The organism is Robbsia andropogonis (genome assembly GCF_000970345.1).
Lineage (GTDB): Bacteria > Pseudomonadota > Gammaproteobacteria > Burkholderiales > Burkholderiaceae > Robbsia > Robbsia andropogonis.
Genome location: NZ_LAQU01000021.1, coordinates 26,320 through 43,364, shown reverse-complemented (window position 1 = coordinate 43,364; position 17,045 = coordinate 26,320). Strand labels below are relative to the sequence as shown.

At 60.1% G+C, this 17,045-nt stretch carries 8 protein-coding genes and 2 pseudogenes; 8 read left to right on the top strand and 2 right to left on the bottom strand.

Annotation, left to right across the window (positions count from 1 at the left end; all coding sequences use genetic code 11):
• Positions 1 to 6 precede the first annotated feature (6 nt).
• Together WM40_RS17870 and WM40_RS17865 are read right to left on the bottom strand one after the other, a co-directional pair.
• Positions 7 to 1,359 carry an EAL domain-containing protein gene (locus tag WM40_RS17870; RefSeq protein WP_413783813.1) on the bottom strand — a complete coding sequence of 451 codons (1,353 nt, stop codon included), beginning with the start codon at positions 1,357 to 1,359 and terminating at the stop codon, positions 7 to 9.
• Positions 1,341 to 1,850, bottom strand: coding sequence for a hypothetical protein (locus WM40_RS17865; RefSeq protein WP_046153556.1), 510 nt, complete (start codon positions 1,848 to 1,850; stop codon positions 1,341 to 1,343). Before WM40_RS17865 ends, WM40_RS17870 begins: the two co-directional genes overlap by 19 nt.
• 93 nt (positions 1,851 to 1,943) lie before the next feature.
• On the opposite strand from WM40_RS17865, the gene WM40_RS17860 reads away from it, so the two are divergent.
• From WM40_RS17860 to pelG, 8 genes and pseudogenes are all read left to right on the top strand, one after another.
• Positions 1,944 to 2,993, top strand: a complete 1,050-nt coding sequence (locus WM40_RS17860) for a LysR family transcriptional regulator (RefSeq protein WP_052738393.1) — start codon at positions 1,944 to 1,946, stop codon at positions 2,991 to 2,993.
• A 462-nt stretch (positions 2,994 to 3,455) separates the two neighbouring features.
• The gene (locus WM40_RS17855) at positions 3,456 to 6,248 is read left to right on the top strand and encodes a sugar ABC transporter (protein ID WP_157685842.1); all 2,793 of its coding nucleotides are present in this window, start codon (positions 3,456 to 3,458) and stop codon (positions 6,246 to 6,248) included.
• Complete coding sequence (locus WM40_RS17850) at positions 6,238 to 10,479, top strand: tetratricopeptide repeat protein (protein ID WP_082102913.1); 4,242 nt, start codon at positions 6,238 to 6,240, stop codon at positions 10,477 to 10,479. The genes WM40_RS17855 and WM40_RS17850 overlap by 11 nt, the downstream gene beginning before the upstream one ends.
• A gap of 69 nt (positions 10,480 to 10,548) precedes the next feature.
• Positions 10,549 to 11,100, top strand: coding sequence for a penicillin-binding protein activator LpoB (locus WM40_RS17845; protein WP_236693580.1), 552 nt, complete (start codon positions 10,549 to 10,551; stop codon positions 11,098 to 11,100).
• Between the two features lie 41 nt (positions 11,101 to 11,141).
• The gene (locus WM40_RS17840; RefSeq protein ID WP_024904563.1) at positions 11,142 to 12,584 is read left to right on the top strand and encodes a PelD GGDEF domain-containing protein; all 1,443 of its coding nucleotides are present in this window, start codon (positions 11,142 to 11,144) and stop codon (positions 12,582 to 12,584) included.
• Positions 12,577 to 13,710: a hypothetical protein gene (locus WM40_RS17835; protein ID WP_024904562.1), complete on the top strand. Its 1,134-nt coding sequence runs from the start codon at positions 12,577 to 12,579 to the stop codon at positions 13,708 to 13,710. The genes WM40_RS17840 and WM40_RS17835 overlap by 8 nt, the downstream gene beginning before the upstream one ends.
• Positions 13,707 to 15,236: pseudogene (gene pelF, locus WM40_RS17830) on the top strand (GT4 family glycosyltransferase PelF); the annotation flags it as partial. The gene WM40_RS17835 and the pseudogene pelF, both read left to right, overlap by 4 nt.
• Before the next feature lie 405 nt (positions 15,237 to 15,641).
• Positions 15,642 to 17,014 (top strand): annotated as a pseudogene (gene pelG, locus WM40_RS17825) (exopolysaccharide Pel transporter PelG).
• The last annotated feature ends 31 nt before the right edge of the window (positions 17,015 to 17,045 follow it).

Genomic DNA, 17,045 nt, shown 5'->3' with positions numbered 1-17,045 from the left:
ATTGTTCTATGCCAACGACGCGTGGATGCTCGCCGTGGTGGGTTCGTTCTTCGGCGGTTGGCAGTGACAATGTGCGGCGATATGGGCTGCCGGCATGGCGCGTGCAAAGAGCCAACCCTGTCCCAGTGGCGGCGGATAGAGATGCTGGAACCACACCGCCTGCGGGGCGTGTTCTATCCCCTCGACGATCAAGTCGAGTTTCAGCGCCGCCACCATTGCGGCGATACGCGAGGCGACGACGCCGAGCTTTTCGTCTTCCGGCAGCCCACGGCAGAAAGACTTGTCGAGTTTGACCGCGGTGACCGGTAGCGACGACAGGTAGGACAGGCTGGAATATTGCGTGCCGAAATCGTCGATATAAACGGCGTGTCCGTTATCGCGAAGGCGTTTGATGCCACGTGCAAGTACCGAGTGTTCCGCGGTGGTCCGCTCGGTGATTTCGAAAGCGATCGATGAAGGTGCGACGTTGGCGGCAGCCAGCCGCAGCGCGACCCACGCGGGGAAACTGGCCGTCAAGACATCGGTTGCGGAGATATTGATCGCGACTTTGAAGTCGGGGCGGGCGCGTAGCGTGTCGCCCAGTTCATCGAGAACTCGCGTCACCACATAGCGTGAAACTTCCTGGATAAAGCCTTCGTCCTCGGCAAGCTGAATAAAAAGGTCCGGATTGATGTGGCGGCCATTGGTTTCGGTCCAGCGCAGCAACGCCTCCGCCCCGACCCATTGACCATCGGCAAGTCGCACGACGGGCTGGTATTCAAGTGTCAACTTGCCGTGCTTCAAGTCACGTCGCATCCGCCGTGCCATTGAATTCGCGCGGCGCATCGCGGAACACAGCCCCATGCCGATGCCGAAACCGGCCATCATCCCCAACGTCAGGAAGCCCAATAGTTCGGGACTCAAGCCGAGGCCGGACGCGGAAGATGCATCGCGCATGCGCGCCAGAATACATTCGTCGCCCCCCTGCGTGCAGCGTACTTCGAAGCGATGGTTCGCAAGGCGAACCGGTGTCTTGTCATGCAGCACGATGCCGGACGGCAATGCGCTGACCTCGGAGCTGGTCAACAAAAAACGTTGCGTGCCTTGAATACTGACGCCCATATAGTCGACACGCGGGTCGACGATGACGTCGTACGCGGGGTAATGGATAGCGATCGCGGCGTGCCCCTGCCGGATTACAATGGCTTGCGCACCGCTCACACCGTCAACGTTCGGGTTCAGCAAAATCTGCTGTCCCTTGCTGTTGACGAAATCGACAGTGGGAACCGTTATGGGATCATCAGCGCGGCCATCCGTGGATGTGCAGATGATTTTGCCGTCTCGCTCTCTGGCGGCACTCTTCAGGAACCGTGACTCCAGAACAATCGCACGGAGATGCGCAATGTCGGCATCGGAGCAAAGGGGGCGGGATACTGGTTGATGGCTGCCAGCGCACGGTCTGCTTCAGCGCCGATCTCCTTTACGCGGCGTAGCCATAACTGCGCGAGCACGCCAGCTTCCGTACGCTGTTGGGCGACGGCGGTCGTCTGGCCAATGCCAGTGCCGATGGCCGCACCGGCCAACGTGCAAAACACGACGATCAGTATTGATCCGATCATCGCCGGAGTACGCAACAAAAGCGGGCGGGGCATGCGACAGGGCGCGACGATAGGTGGGGAACCCGCACAGGCATCGAGCACACCGGTAAAAAGATGGCTGTCATCGCGCCTGGGCGGATACGCGCTACAAAAACATGCAATCCAGCGCAATCGCGCCGGGTGCAGCCGAATTCTACCTGTATCCCCACCTGGGGCGGTGTAATCCATCACATTTTCCTTGCTGAGCGTTGACTCGCCGCGACGACGATCCATTCCGCGCGCCTGTCATGACTTCACCGACGCGGATACGCTACACTCACGCACACGGCGCCATCCTGTCAGGCACCGTTTTGGGCATCTTATAATTTGACGAAGCGGCATGCCGTGGGGGTGTTGGCGTGGACGCTCGCCTGGCGCGTATTCCGGGACGCCGCGCGACGTACATCGGATGTGAACAAGGGAACGTTGGTGGCTATCAATTTGTTGAACGCGATGCAGGTTTTTGTCCGTGTGGCGGAGACGGGCAGTTTCACAAGGGCTGCCGATGCGTTACAGATGGAGGTGCCCCGCGTCACCCGGGCCGTGCAGTCGCTGGAAGCGCACCTCAATACCCGCCTGCTGAATCGTTCGACCCGCCATGTCAGCGTGACCGAGCATGGCAAGCGCTGTCTTGCGCATTGCCGCGCTGTTCTGGAGCACCTGCACACGCTAGAAGACGAGATGATCGACGCGGATGCCTCGCCGCGAGGGGTTTTGCGGGTCGACTTGCCGGCAATCGTGGCACACCACATCGTCATTCCCGCTTTGCCTGACTTTCTTGCGCGTTATCCCGACTTGCGTGTCGAGTTAAGCACGACTGATCGGCGCGTGGATTTGGTCAAGGAAGGGCTCGATTGCATTGTTCGGACGGGCATGCTAGATGACATTGATCTGGTGGCAAAGCCGCTCGGGGCGGCGACAACCCTGGTGTGCGCGACACCGGACTATCTGGCCCGGCATGGCACGCCTCTGACGCTTGCCGATCTGGCGCATCATCGCGCGGTGAATTATCGGTCGGCCCAGACAGGGCGGATTCGTCCATGGTCCTTGCGCGATGACGCCGGTGCCGATGTCTTGATCGATATGAAGGATGCCGTGGTCGTCTCGGATGCGAATGCATTTGCACAATGCGCCTTGTCTGGCTTGGGGTTGGTCATGACGTCCTTGTTCTCCCTGCAAAAACACCTGGACGATGGCACGCTGCGTGAAGTATTAAGCACATACCGGCCACCGCCGCGGCGTATGTGGCTGCTTCGCGCGCCGGGTACGCCGCTGCGTAAAGTCGTGGCGTTTTCTGATTGGCTAAGCGAATTGTGTCTTGGTATCCCTTCATTGCAGCCGCCGCCGGGCATGACGTCGACGTCCACGTTGCTTTGACGTTCGACATTCTTCATGCCTTTTGTCATGAACGTCGTTGTGTCGTCTACCCTCGTGATAACTGACAAGCGTGTGTTTGACCATGGTGCCGGGGGAGGAGTGGAACAACGATGTTGTCTCGAAACGACGACAGTTTGTTTGCCGCATGCTGCCATATCCGCTCGGACGACGCATAATCGATGCGTCTACAAAAATTGGTAACGAAGGGCGGCGCTCCGATATTGACCGGTGGTCGATCGGACGTGTGATACGGGGTGATGGGCGCGTTGCGTACCCTACCGCGTGCTGCGCAAGGGGTCATGGACCGGGCTCTTGAACAGCGAATATCGTATGCTGGATGTCGCTCCGACTTTGTACCTCGACGAACCACGCATCGGGCTCTAACACGTGGCAGAGAATCATGCTTTACAGGTCCGCCAGGAATGGCGGGCGATCGGTCCTAGCCGGCACCGGCCCATCCAGATGGCATCTTTCTGGACACGCGGCATCTTGCTGGCACTCGCGCTCACGTTTCCGTCTGCGTTCACAGTGGCCGCCACCGACGGCAATCAAACGTTCAATGCAAACGGCGGTGTGACGACCGGAGGGTCGACGACCGTAACCGGCCCCCTGGCAACGCCGAATATTGCGTTCTACTACGGTGCGCAGGCGCCAGTCGGAATGCTGCAGGCTTTCGATGCCGTCGTGCTCGATCCGCGTAATGCGTTTGACCCCGGCACGCGCCCTTTGCCGCACACGACATGGATCGCCCGTGTGTCTCCAAACTCGTCCGCCGCGTCGGGCGCGGATGCCGCGGCGTTGATACAGAATGTCCTTCAGCCGTTGTGGCAACGTGGATTTCGCGGTTTCATGCTGGATGACACGGTGGGCGGCGACGTTATCGCACGCGTTCACGCGCAGTATCCAGATGCCAAGCTGATGGTGGCAGGTGATGAAGCGGTCACGCGCGCGGCCGGGTATGCGGCGTCGCTGTATGCCGTGGTAGGCCCGTCGCTGATCCTGGAGGTGGATCGCGGTGGCGCATTGGTTCCGGTGTCCGATGACGCGCGTGCGCAGCGCCTCGCCGCATCGCGCGCGTTCACCGCAAAGACCGGTGTGCCGGTCATCGATGTCGAATTTTGCGACGGACCGGATCGTGACTGCGCGCGTCGTGTTGCAAAACAGGTGGTTGGCACGGGTGGCTCCCCCTATGTTACGGATCGTGCGTTCGATGTAGTGGGTATGGGCCGCATCGAGGTGATGCCGCGCAAGGTTCTGGTCGTTCAAGACCGAAATACCAATGAGGCGCTGGATCTTGCTGTACGTGTTCACAATATTGCCGCGCCGCTGAATTACCTTGGCTATGAAGCGGAATACGCGGATCTGGATAAACCGTTCCCTGAGAATGTCAATCCGGATCGTTACGCCGGTATTGTTGTCTGGATCGACGATGAGAACGTACCGAATGTGCAGGCGTGGCGTGAATGGATTGGCGGGCGTATTGATGCGCATGTACCGATCGCCTTTTTGGGACGATTCGGTTTCAACTTGAATGATGGTGCGGGGCAGGCGTTGGGCTTACGTTCCGTGCAAGGTCCTTTCACTGCCCCGGTCAACGTGGTGCACAGTGATCCGTTGGTGGGCTTTGAGATTCAACCAAATGTTGATCCGCGGGACATTCAAGGGGTGCGGATCACGGACCCGCAAGGACAGTCGTTACTGCGTTTGAATGTCAACGGCCAGCAGGTCGATGAAATCGGGATGATGCCGTGGGGCGGATATGCACTCGCGCCCTATAAAGTGGTGTCACTGAATGGTATCGAGTTGCAGCGCTGGGCCATCAATCCCCTCAGTTTCCTGACACGTGCCCTGCGGTTGCCGACGTTGCCGTCGCCGAGCCTGACCACCGAGAATGGCTTGCGACTGCTCATGACGCACGTCGATGGAGACGGTTTCGCCTCGCGGGCCGAATTCCCGGGCCCTGATTATTCCGGGCAGGCGTTGTACGACCGTATCTTCACGCGTTACAAGATACCGATGTTGCTATCGGTGATCGAGGGGGAAGTGGGGCCCACGGGGCTCTATCCGAAGATCTCGCCTCGATTGGAGCAGATCGCGAAAGCGATGTTCGCCTTGCCGAATGTACAGATCGGCAGCCACACATACTCGCATCCATTCCAGTGGGACGAGGTCGATGCGGAGACGGGCGCCAAGACCGATGCCGGCGGTGGCGACGCGGCTTTCTCACTGAATATCCCGAACTATACGTTCAACCTGGATCGCGAGATTGGTGGGTCGATTGATTACATCAATACGCGTCTCGCACCACCCGGAAAGAAGGTCGAGGTACTGCAATGGTCCGGCGATTGCCACCCGCCAGCGCTGGCGATTCGCAAGGTGTACGAAGCCGGAGTCTATAATTTTAACGGCGGCGATACCGTCATTACGAAATCGGCGAACAGCTGGACCAATATCTCACCGGTAGGTGTTGACAAGGGGCCGGGTGCTTACCAGGTCTATGCGCCAAATCAAGACGAAAATGTCTATACGAATGACTGGCAAGGGCCGTTCTATGGTTTTTCGCGCGTGCTCGAAACGTTTGCAATGACCGATGCACCGCTGCGTTTCAAGCCTATCGATATCTATTACCACATGTACACCGGCACGAAGGAGGCATCGCTTCATTCGTTGGAACAGATTTTCGATGCCGTGCTGAAGCAGCCAGTACTGCCGGTGTATGTGACGGAATATATCCAGAAAGTGCTCGACTGGCGTTCCTTCGCCGTGTCGCGCGATGTTCAGGCGGATGCAACCGGTCAAGCGGCATGGCGATTCCGTGGTAACGGTGCCGTGCGCGAGGTGCATTGGCAGCCGGGCGGCGCGCCGGATCTGCGCCATGCTTACAACGTGACCGGCTATGCGCCCGGCCCGGACGGCATCTACATCCATATAGAGGATGGCGATGCGCGCGTGGCGATCAATCCGAACGCGTCGGCGCGACCGACCCAGCCTTATATTTCGTTCGCCCGGGGGTTTGTGAAGGATGCTGTCGTGCGGCCTGACGGCATGCGGTTTTCTTTCGCGGGGCACTATGAACCCTATATCCGAGTTGAAAACGCCGGTCAGTGTTCGGTAACGGTAAACGGACAACGTCGTGACGCGCGGCGCGAAGCGGGCACGGACGGCTTGGCCGGTAGTGCGTTGCGGATCGACCTGCCGGCGCAGTTGCCGGAGAAGATGCAGTACGACCAGGTAGATTTGCACTGTGGCCGCTAAACGTCTGCGCATCGCGCCTACCTGGCTTGTCGGTGTGATGTCGGTTTCCGTCGTCGGCTTGCTCTATGTCGCGCATCCGCGGGGCGGTATCCAGGCGCGTCTGGCGGCGACCGATTCGCCTACGGCGCTAAGCATCGCGTATCTCGAAGCGTTGCTGCGTTCGAAGCCCACCGACGTCGATTTGCTGACTTTCCTCGGGAACCAGTATTACGAGGTAGGACGTGACAACGATGCGCGGAATATCGCCAATCGGCTGGCGACCATGCCTGGTGACGGGGTCAAGCGCACCGCCGTGCTGTTGAAGATCGCCGTAGATGTCCGGACTGCCAACGCGTTGAAGGAAAGCGATCCGGGGCGAGCCGTGAAGTTGAATATCGTGCGCCAGGAGCTGGCGGATGCCGCGCGACTGAACTGGTCGACGCCGGAACTGCAGCGTCTGGCGGCGACCGCGGCGTCGACGAATGCGCAGCAGGTGGCCAAGCAGTTATATGCCCGCCTCGAAAATCAGGACAAGGCGAATGCCCAGCGCTGGAACGCCGAGGTGATCCGCTATGCCATGTTCGACGGCGACTATCGTACCGCCGCCGACGGCTGGTTCCGCGCGCAGCAGCGGGCGACGGATGTCAACGAGCAGCGCCGCTGTTTCATCGCCGGCATCCGTGTGCTGCAGTCCGGCAATATGCTCGACGCTGCATTGGGCGCTGCTGACCGCTATGGCGGTGCATTCATGCACGATCGGCAGGTGCTTATCGTGCTGTTGAATCTCGCGCGCGCGGCCCGGGCGACCGATCGGGTCGACCGATATGCGAAGGCCCTGGCCGGATACGCGCAGGCGACCCCTGCACCGGATGCGGCATTGCTGGCCGCCGCGCCGGAGATAAAAGATGATGGGCACGGCAGCCGGATTATTGTCATGTCCGGCGCGTGGTATGACGCGCTCGGCTTGGCCAGACCCTCGCTGCATGCGGCGCGTGAGGGCGGGTATCTGGACGGCACGCATCCTGCCGGCTACCGTGTGCGCGCGCGCTCGCCTGCGGCGCCTCGCACGGCGATGGACGAGGCAGAAGGGGCGATTGTCCGGGTACAGTTTGTCGTGGACCCGCGTGACCCGAACCGAATCCGGGCCGCGACCAATACGTCGTCGGATGGCCCAGTGAAGCCGCAGGCCGCATCGGCGGTGCCCGGCGTGCCGCCGGCCAACACGGGGGCGACCAAGCCCACGGCGGCGTCGGACGCGGCGCAGTCAGGAGTGGGACATGAGGGCGATGTGCCCTCCCTGCTGTACCAATCGTTCCTTGAGGCAAGCGATTTGGCCAGTGCGCAACGCCTTGCCAACGAACAGCTAGCAAAGCATCCGGATGATCCGATCTGGACCCGTCGCCTGGCGCAGGTTGCCGAATGGAACCGTGCGCCAACCGTTGCGTTGCAGATGTGGATGGCTTACGCGGAGCGTACGCAGGACCCCGAAGGCTGGCAGAACGTCCTGCGCCTAGCACCGATGCTGAATGACGATCATGCCTATCTGGCCGCGGTAACCCGGGCATCGAACGCCCGTCCTGACGACTTGAAACTGCTGGATGCGGTTACGGCGACCTATGAGCGACTGGGTCGTCCCGACGATGGCATTGCGTATCTGAAGGCCCGGATGAAAGTACGGCGTGGCGCGGCGTTGATTGCCGTGGAGAGCCGGATGGCGACCCTGCAGACGCGTGCGGGTCATGACGACGACGCCATTGCGACGTATCAGGATCTGTTGCGCCGCGACCCCGCGAATGCGGAACACGCGTTGCGCATGGCCAACCTGCAGTATCGTCACGGCGATTACGCAACCGCGTTGCAGACATTGGTGTCGGTGCGCGGAAATATTGCCGCCAACGATGACAATGCCGCCCTCTATTGGCGGGCAGTGGCGGAACTCGCCCGACTCCAGCAAAAGGATGAGATTGCCAATGACGCGTACCGACGTTTATTGGCGACCGGCAAGGTGGTGCCGGATGATCTTGCCGCGATGACGTTCTTCTACGATCCATTCCCGATCGATGCCGCGCGCACCGCGGAGGCACAGTATCGTTTGGATCACTCGTCGCAATCGTTGCAGGCGGCGTTGCATTACTACACGGATGCCCGGGCGCTTGACGCTGCCAGGGATCTTCTCGACGGCATTGCGCCCGATCGTCTGCCGCCGTTGGAGAGCGATCCGCAATTCCTGCGCGTGCGCTCCGATTACTATCGGGCGATCGGCGCACCGGACAAGGCATTGGCGGATCTCGATCGCGCCGTCAAGCTGCCTGGTGCAACGCAGGACGTGCAAGTGTCCTGGCTCTGGTCGCTCGTTGACTACGGCACGAATGACGATATCCGTCGTGCATTGGCTACCTGGCCGGATGGCGTTCAGTCCGCGCCACCATTGTGGGGACCATTTGCCGCTGCGCAATTGCGCTTGAATCGCCCCGATGCCGCGTTGCGTTATTTCCGCTTGCAGGCGGCATCGATGTCGCGTGATCCGCTGTGGCTGATGGCGTATGCGGAGGCGTTGGACCAGGCTGGTCACGACGAGCAGGCCTGGACACTGCGCCGCACGGTGTGGCGCGGCATGCGTGATGCCATGGCAAAAGGTGGCGATGGTTCCGGCCCGCTGGGCGTGCAACGTACCGCGACGGACGCTGGTGGGCGGCCAACGTCGGGACGTCTTGCCGCAGAAGCCGAGGCGCGCGAACAGATCATCGGCCAGCAGGCCTCGCTGGCCGCGATTTTTGAGAATGCCGATGCGTCGCGCGCCTTGTTGCGCGATGTGCTGGACAGCGACGCCGGTCGCCGCGACATGACAGGCCAGGCGAATGCGGCACGCGCGTCGATGATCGGCGATCCGCCGGGGTTGGCGCCCTTACGCGCGGCGCTGCGTGGTACGGGGTTCGCCGCCGCCGATGCAGCGACCGACGTCGGCGCCGCTGGCAAAGACGTTGCCAGCGACAAGTTAACGTCGTCGGTGGCAAAGGATGTGGCACTGGCATGGGCCTTGTCACATGAAGGCAATGGCATTGCACGCCGCTGGCTCGCGCGACAGTACGCCGGTGCGTTGATGATTCCGCGGGAACAGGCGATGGCCATTGCGCTGGCCGATGATGACAAGCCCCGCATCCAGCAGTTATTGGATCAGGGAAAAGGTAATTTGTCGGTCACTGGCGCCATTGACGCGGCCATCGCGCTGGATCGTCCGGCGCAGGCGGAACAATTGGCCTATCGGGGGCTCGATGGCGCGTCGGCGTCGGACGTGTTGCACAACCGTTTGCTCGATACCGCGATGAACTGGCCGCAGTCGTTGAGCGCCGGTGTCGACAGCACGACGGCGCACCCTTTGGATACGATTGAACAGCGCGCGTCGGGCAGTGTGAAGATTGGCGAGCATTACATGGTAGGCGTCGACAACGTCCAACGTTTTCAACGTTCGGCCGACAGCACGCAGTTGACCAACGTTCCAGGCCTCGATACCACCACGAGCGTGTATGTGCGACGCCAGACGCAATCGACGGCTGTGCAAGCAAGCGCAGGGGTTCGCCATGGCGCGTCGACCGTCTATCCGATGTCGGTGTCGGCCGAGGTGAACCGGGGCGGCGTCTTGTCCGGCCAGGTCAGCCTTGGGCGGGATCAGGCGGCAAACGAATCGCAAATTCTATCGGTGGGGGGCGTCAAGGACAATGCCACCGTCAGTGCTCGGTGGAATGCGACGAACCGGATTTACGCATCGGCCACGTTCGAAGCAGCGCGTTACTACAGTCAAGCCCGGAATAATGTGGGTAGCGGCACCAACGTGTCCGCGGAATTGGGATATCGCGTCCGGACGACCTATCCTGATTACACGGTGCGTGTGATCGGTGTGCGGGGGGACTATCACGCGAGCGGATCGCCTGACGGCTTGTTGGGTCGCTTGATCCCGTCGGATGCCGGCACGCCGACGTCGGCCACCGTGATGCCGCAGAGTTATACGCAATACGGCGCCTTCATCGGCTTTGGCACCGATGCGCGCGACACGTATTCGCGGTCGTGGCGTCCGTACGCCGATATTGGCATCGTGCACGACTCGAATCAGGGCTGGGGCCCTCAGGCAAGCGTGGGTATCGGCGGATCAGTATTTGGCGGCGATCGGCTGGTGTTTTATTTCTCGCGCCAGCAGGTATCCGGTGTGGGTACGGCGGTGACGCTGATGGGCGTCAACTATATCTATTTTTATTAGGCGTGACGTTGTTGAGGTAGGCGACAGTACGTAACGACCGTAAGTGACGACAAGCGAGGAAGTCGAGACATGATGACGAAACTGATGCAGCGCGGCGCACAGGCCGCAACGGTGATAATGCTGGCCGTCGCGTTGGCGGCGTGCGGAACCGTGCGGCAAAGTGGTGCGCCGGCCCTGAGCGGCAGTGACCAGATCGTGCTGGCGACGATGGCAAACTTTACGGAGACGCCCGATGCCGGACATAGCGCCGAGTCCATTACGGCCAATGCGCTGCGGGCATCCGGTATCGACGTGCGCCTTGCGCCGGTTGCAACGGGCAATGGCAGCGCCAGTGCATTGTTCACGGCAAGCGCCCGGGCGGATGTCGAGCGTACGATGACGTGGGCACGTACGCAGAAGGCACGTTATGTATTGAGTGGCGCGGTGGAAGAGTGGCGTTATAAGACCGGCGTGGACGGCGAGCCGGTCGTGGGGGTGACATACGAACTGACCGATGTGGATTCCGGCAAGGTGGTCTGGAGCGCCACGGGGACGAAGAGCGGCTTCAGCCGTTCGAGCCTGTCGACGGTTGCCACGCGCTTGATCTTCAAGACGCTGGCGCCGCTGGCGCGGCAACGCTGATCGGCGACACGGCAGGTTCCAACGGAATAGACGGATACATCATGGCCATTCCCACGCCACAGCAGGCGTCCAAGGGCGAAGGGCGCACCGCAGGTGCCGCCGACGCACCCACGGAGGGTAGCGCGCTGCGAAAGACCGGCGCCTTCGGTAACGTCGGCCGCATCCGGCGCATGATCGCGCCGGCGGTGCAGCGTCCGTTCGCGTTGGTGGAAAGTGCCGCCTTCATGCTGATCGTCCTGACGATCCTGGCCATGCTGCGTCCTCATGATCCGCTCGCCCTGGCTGCGGCATTCCCGTGGATATGGTTGGCGCCAATGGTGCTGGCGTTGCGCTATGGCACATTGCTCGGGCTGTTCGGAGGGGCCTTCATGCTGGTGGAATGGGTGTTGATAGGACACTCGGGTGTAGGAAGCGGTGCGTTCCCGGTGGGATTCTTCGCCGGTGGGATGGTGCAGGTGATCGTCGTCGGCCATTTCGGTGATACGTGGGGTGCCCGTGCCATCCAGGCCGGTGCGAAAAACGACTATCTCAGCGATCGACTCGTCGCGCTGACGAACAATCATTACTTGTTGCGGATGTCGCACGATCGTCTCGAAAAGGACCTGCTGTCGCAGCCAACGACCTTGCGCGACTCGATCGTCGAGCTGCGGAGGATGTCGGTGCAAGGCGGCTTGCAAGACCCCGGTGAAAGTAAGATGTCGGCCGAACAGTTGATGCGGTATATCGCGCCGATCTGTCGTCTCGAACAGGCCGCGTTTTATACCGTGCGCAATGGCCGTGTCAGCACCGTCGCGATGGCCATCGTGGGCGATCCGTTCGACCTGGTGCCCGGCGATGCACTGATCACGCATGCATTGGAGAACGGCGCGCTCGCCCATTTGAAAATGGACGAGGGGGAATTGCCTGATAGCCTCTATTTGGTCTGTGCGCCGTTGTTGGCGGCCGACGGCTCGATTCGTGGTGTGTTGGTGATCAGACGGATGCCATTCCTGTCGCTGACATTTGACAACCTACAGTTGATCCAGGTATTGCTTGGTTATTTTGGCGATGGTCTGGAGCATGCCGAACTGGTGCGCCACGTCATTGACGTGGTGCCCGATTGTCCTGTGGAGTTCGCGCTCGAATTAAGCCGCCTCGGGCGAATGGCGGCGCGTACCGGCGTACATTCATCACTGGTATCGTTGACGTTCCCGCGGACCGAAGCCAGCGACTCGCTGTTCGAGCATGTTTCGCGCCGACGACGGGCGTTGGATGTTTTCTGGGAAATCCAGACGGCCGAGCACTCGATCGTCGTAAACCTGATGCCGGTCACCGACATGGGCGGCATCAACGGGTATCTGGCGCGGATCGAATCCAGCTTGCGCGCGCAGTTTGCGATGGACCTTGAAACCGCGCGTGTCGCCGTGCACACACAGTTGCTCGGAGACTTGGACCCGGCGCTGGCTTTACAACGTATTCTGACCCTCAGCGGCGTTGATGACTAAGCCAACCCCTACCGATCGGGCCACCGGAGAAGCTGGGGCACCTGCTCCGTCTGAGACAGGGCATCGTGATGCCAACGACCCAGTCGGCACCGCGCATGCCGAGGAAAAACGTGCCCGGCGCATATTGCTTTTCGTGTTGGGTTTTGTCGGCACGATCATCGCGCAATCAGTTGCTGTCTCCATTTTGGTGCGCGGTATCGACGTCTCGAGCGATCGCACGCCGTTCCTGCTGTATTTCGGATGGCAATGTGTCGCGGGCCTTGCTGAAGCGGTCATGTTTCGCGAGTGCTTGCCGCTTGCGTATCGGTTTCCCCGCAAGGCCACGTTCCTGTTGCTATGGCTGACTTGCACCCTTGTGCCGTTGATCGGCGGCTTCGTGATCTTGTTCGCCTGCGGATGGGCGAAGTGGTTCCCAGGTCGGGTACCGAGCGTACAGATCGTATCGGTGCCGCGTCCGACATTTGTCTCCAATCTCGTCTCTCAAGTGACGCATGGCAGTGGCGCCCGCTTGCAGGCTCGCGTATCCAATGTCGCGGTGCCAGCGTCGGATCGTTTGTCCGCGCTGGTTGCCATTCAGCAGATGCCCACGCGGACAACCAGCCCCTTACTGCGTGAACTGCTGACAGACCCGTTGGAGGATGTACGCCTGATCGCTTATGGTCGGATGGACCAGGCGGAAAATGAAATCATGCAGAAGATCTTCGCGGCGCGTAAGCAGATAGCCTATGCTGCAAATGAAGCGCAACTGCAAGCCGTGCACCGCTTGCTTGCGGAGCTCTATTTCGAATTGGCGTATCAAAATATCGTGCAGGGTGCGGTTCAGACCCACGCATTGCAACAGGCGGACCAGCATGCGCAGGCCGCGCTCGCGATCGGCGGCGGCGACGCCGCATTATGGTTACGCCGCGGCCGCCTGGCACTTGTCAACGGTGATCCGGTACTTGCCAGGGAAGCGTTCGAGCACGCGCGCGAGTTGGGTTTCCCGAGTGATCGGTTGGCGCCTTGGATGGCCGAAGCGGCCTTCCTCAACCGCGACTACGCGTCCGTGCATGTGCTGCTGGAAGCGTTGCGGGGCCGAAATGCCTTGCCTGTTTTCAAACCCGTCGTGGAGTACTGGTCGACATGAAAGCACTCCCTGAACGTCGATCGGCGCATGCCGATGTCTGCCTGTTGCTGGAAGGCACGTTCCCATATGTTCGCGGTGGCGTGTCCAGCTGGGTGAACGAGATGATCCGTGCATTTCCAGATATCCGTTTCGCGATTGTCTTCATTGGAAGCCAGCGGTCGGACTACGGTGCGCCCGCTTATGAGTTACCTGACAATGTGGTGCATATAGAGACGCACTTCCTGTATGCACCGGTGGCGGTCGATGCGGCTCGACCATTTGCGGTGGACGGTAATCACGATGCCTTTGAACGTGCGTCCGCGTTGCATGACGCCATGCGTGATCCGCGAGGGGGGCAGACGATCGGTAGCTTGATTGCCGATTTGATTCCGATGTTGAGTGCCGATGGGGGCTTGAGTGAAGCACACTTCCTGAACAGTCGGCGTGCATGGGAATCGATTGTCGATCGCTACGAACGGTTCTGCACGGACCCATCATTCACCGATTATTTCTGGACGGTGCGTACCATGCATCGTCCGCTATGGTTACTGGCCGAGGTGGCCCGCACGGTGCCGAAGGCGCAGGTATATCACACGGTCTCGACGGGCTATGCGGGCTTCCTGGGCGCGTTGTTGCATTATCGATCGGGACGGCCACTGCTGATCTCGGAACACGGCATCTACACGAAGGAGCGCAAGATCGACTTGCTTCAGAGCCAGTGGATACGCGATAACCGTGGGCTCTTCGAACGCGATATTTCTCGCGTTAGTTATTTTCGAGAATTGTGGGTGCGGTTCTTCGAGGCGATCGGCCGACTTGCTTACGATGCATCGTCGGATATCGTCGCGCTATATGAGACGAATCGTTTGCGGCAAGTCGCCGACGGCGCGCGCGCGGAGCGCACCCGCAGCATTCCAAACGGGATCGACGTCGAACGGCTCGCGCCTTTGATCGCCAAGCGTACGCAAGGGCGCCGCCGGATTGTCGGGCTGATTGGGCGTGTGGTTCCCATCAAGGACATCAAGACCTTCATTCGCGGTATTTTCATCGCATCGCGGTCAATGCCTGATATCGAGGGGTGGATCATCGGACCGGAAGAAGAGGATCCCGAGTACGCCAAGGAGTGTCGGGCCTTGGTTGAAAGCCTCGGTTTGCAGTCACGCCTGAAATTCATGGGATTCCAGCGCATCGACGACATGATGCCGCAGATCGACCTGATCGCGCTGACGTCCATCAGCGAAGCGTTGCCCCTGGTGTTGCTGGAAGGGTTCGCGTCCGGTGTTCCCGCTATTACGACCGATGTCGGTTCATGCCGGCAGTTGATCGAGGGTAACGATGAAGCTGACCGCGCGCTTGGCGCATCCGGCGTGGTAGTGCAAATCGCCAATCCCGCCATGTTCGCGCAAGCCACCGTTGCGTTGCTCGGCGACGAAACCCGGTGGCTCGAGGCACAGCAGGCAGGGATCGCGCGAGTACGCCGATACTACACAAAGGCGCAGATGGTGGGCAGCTATCGGGATTTATACGACAAGCTGTCACGCGCGCCGACGCTGTCGATGCCGATGGCTCCGTCCGGCGGAAATGATTCCGGCTCCGATGGGGGCGGGGCTGGTGATGCATCGAAACGTGGGACGTCTCGGCGTCGGTTTGCTTTCTGGTTCAATACGAGCGCTCGGGATAAGCACGTCGCGAAAACCGATGCGGGTATTGCGGCATTGAACGCGTTTGTCGCCGCTGGAAATACACGTCTTCCGATGGACACCACACCAGGCCGGGTAAATGCGATGGGAGGCGGTCAATGTCCGATGGGGTTCGGTCGAAGTGGCCAGGTGATCGAGGCGGAAGATGCTGAGCGTGACGTCGCCCGCATTGCCGCCAGGTTGAAAGCGCTCTTCATGCCGGCTTTACGTTCGCGGAATGACGCATCCCTTGAATCCGGGAGTGTGACGTAAATGGCCGGCATCGGATTCGAACTGCGCAAGATCTTGCGCCGGGAAACGCTTGCCGGTGCTGCGCGCGCTTACGCGTACGCGGGGCTGATCAGTTCAGGACCGCTGATTCTGTCGATCTTTGGCATTCTGATCATTGGTCTGCTGAGCATTGCCACCGTCGTACCGAAATTCGCCATTGTGCAGTTTCAGGTGTCGGTGACGTATCTCATTGCGTTGAGCTTGATATTGACCGGCCCGTTGCAATTGTCATTCACCCGTTTCATTTCGGATCGTCTGTTCGAGAAGCGTCACGATCTGGTGCTGTCGAACTACAACGCCGTGGTATTGGTGGCGGCGATCTTGTCCGGAATCGTTGGCGTCGGGGCGATGGTATTCAGTTTTCACGAGACGCCGTTGACGTATCGGGTTTTGATGGTCATCGGATTCACCGTGGTGAGCAACATCTGGATTGCGGTGATTTTTCTCTCGAGCGTCAAGCAGTATCGGCAGATACTGATTGTCTTCGCGATCGGCTATGGCTGTGTGGTCGGACTTGCGCTGGCGTTGAACCGGTATGGGCTGGTGGGGCTGCTCGCGGGTTTCGTCATTGGTCATATCGTGCTTCTCGGAGGACTGAATGCGTTGATCTATCGCGATTATCGTAGTCACCGGTTCGTCTCGTTCGAGGTGTTCGACCGGCAATTCACCTACCCGACACTGGCGTGGGTCGGTTTTCTGTTCAATCTTGGCGTGTGGATCGACAAGTTCATGTTCTGGTTCTGGCCGGCCACCAGCAGCCCGGTGATCGGACCATTGCGGGCATCGGTAATCTACGACATCCCGATTTTCATTGCCTATGTCTGCGTGATGCCCGGGATGGCGGCCTTCCTTGTGCGTATCGAAGCCGACTTTGTCGAGTTCTACGATGGCTTCTACGATGCGGTGCGTAATGGTGCGACCTATGCGCATATCCAGGACATGCGTAACATGATGGTATCCAGCGTACGTGCAGGGTTGTACGAGATCATCAAGGTGCAATTGCTGGTGATGCTGTTGATCGCCGCCATCGGCGTTCCGTTGTTGAACGCATTGAATATCACGCCTCTCTATTTACCCTTGCTGGTGATCGACGTCGTGTCCGCAAGCCTGCAGGTGTTACTGCTAGGATTGCTGAACGTATTTTTTATTTGGACCGCCGCCGTACCGTATTGTTTCTGACGGCGCTGTTCGCGGTATTGAACGCGCTCTTCACCGGTATTACCCTGGTCATCGGTCCTGATGCGTTCGGTTATGGATTCGCGGCGGCATTGTTGATCGTGGTGATGCTATCGGTACGCATTCTGGATCGCCAGTTCAGCACGCTGGAATACGAGACCTATATGCTGCATCGTTGAAGCGCGACGATCGGCGGGGCGGGTCTTGCTC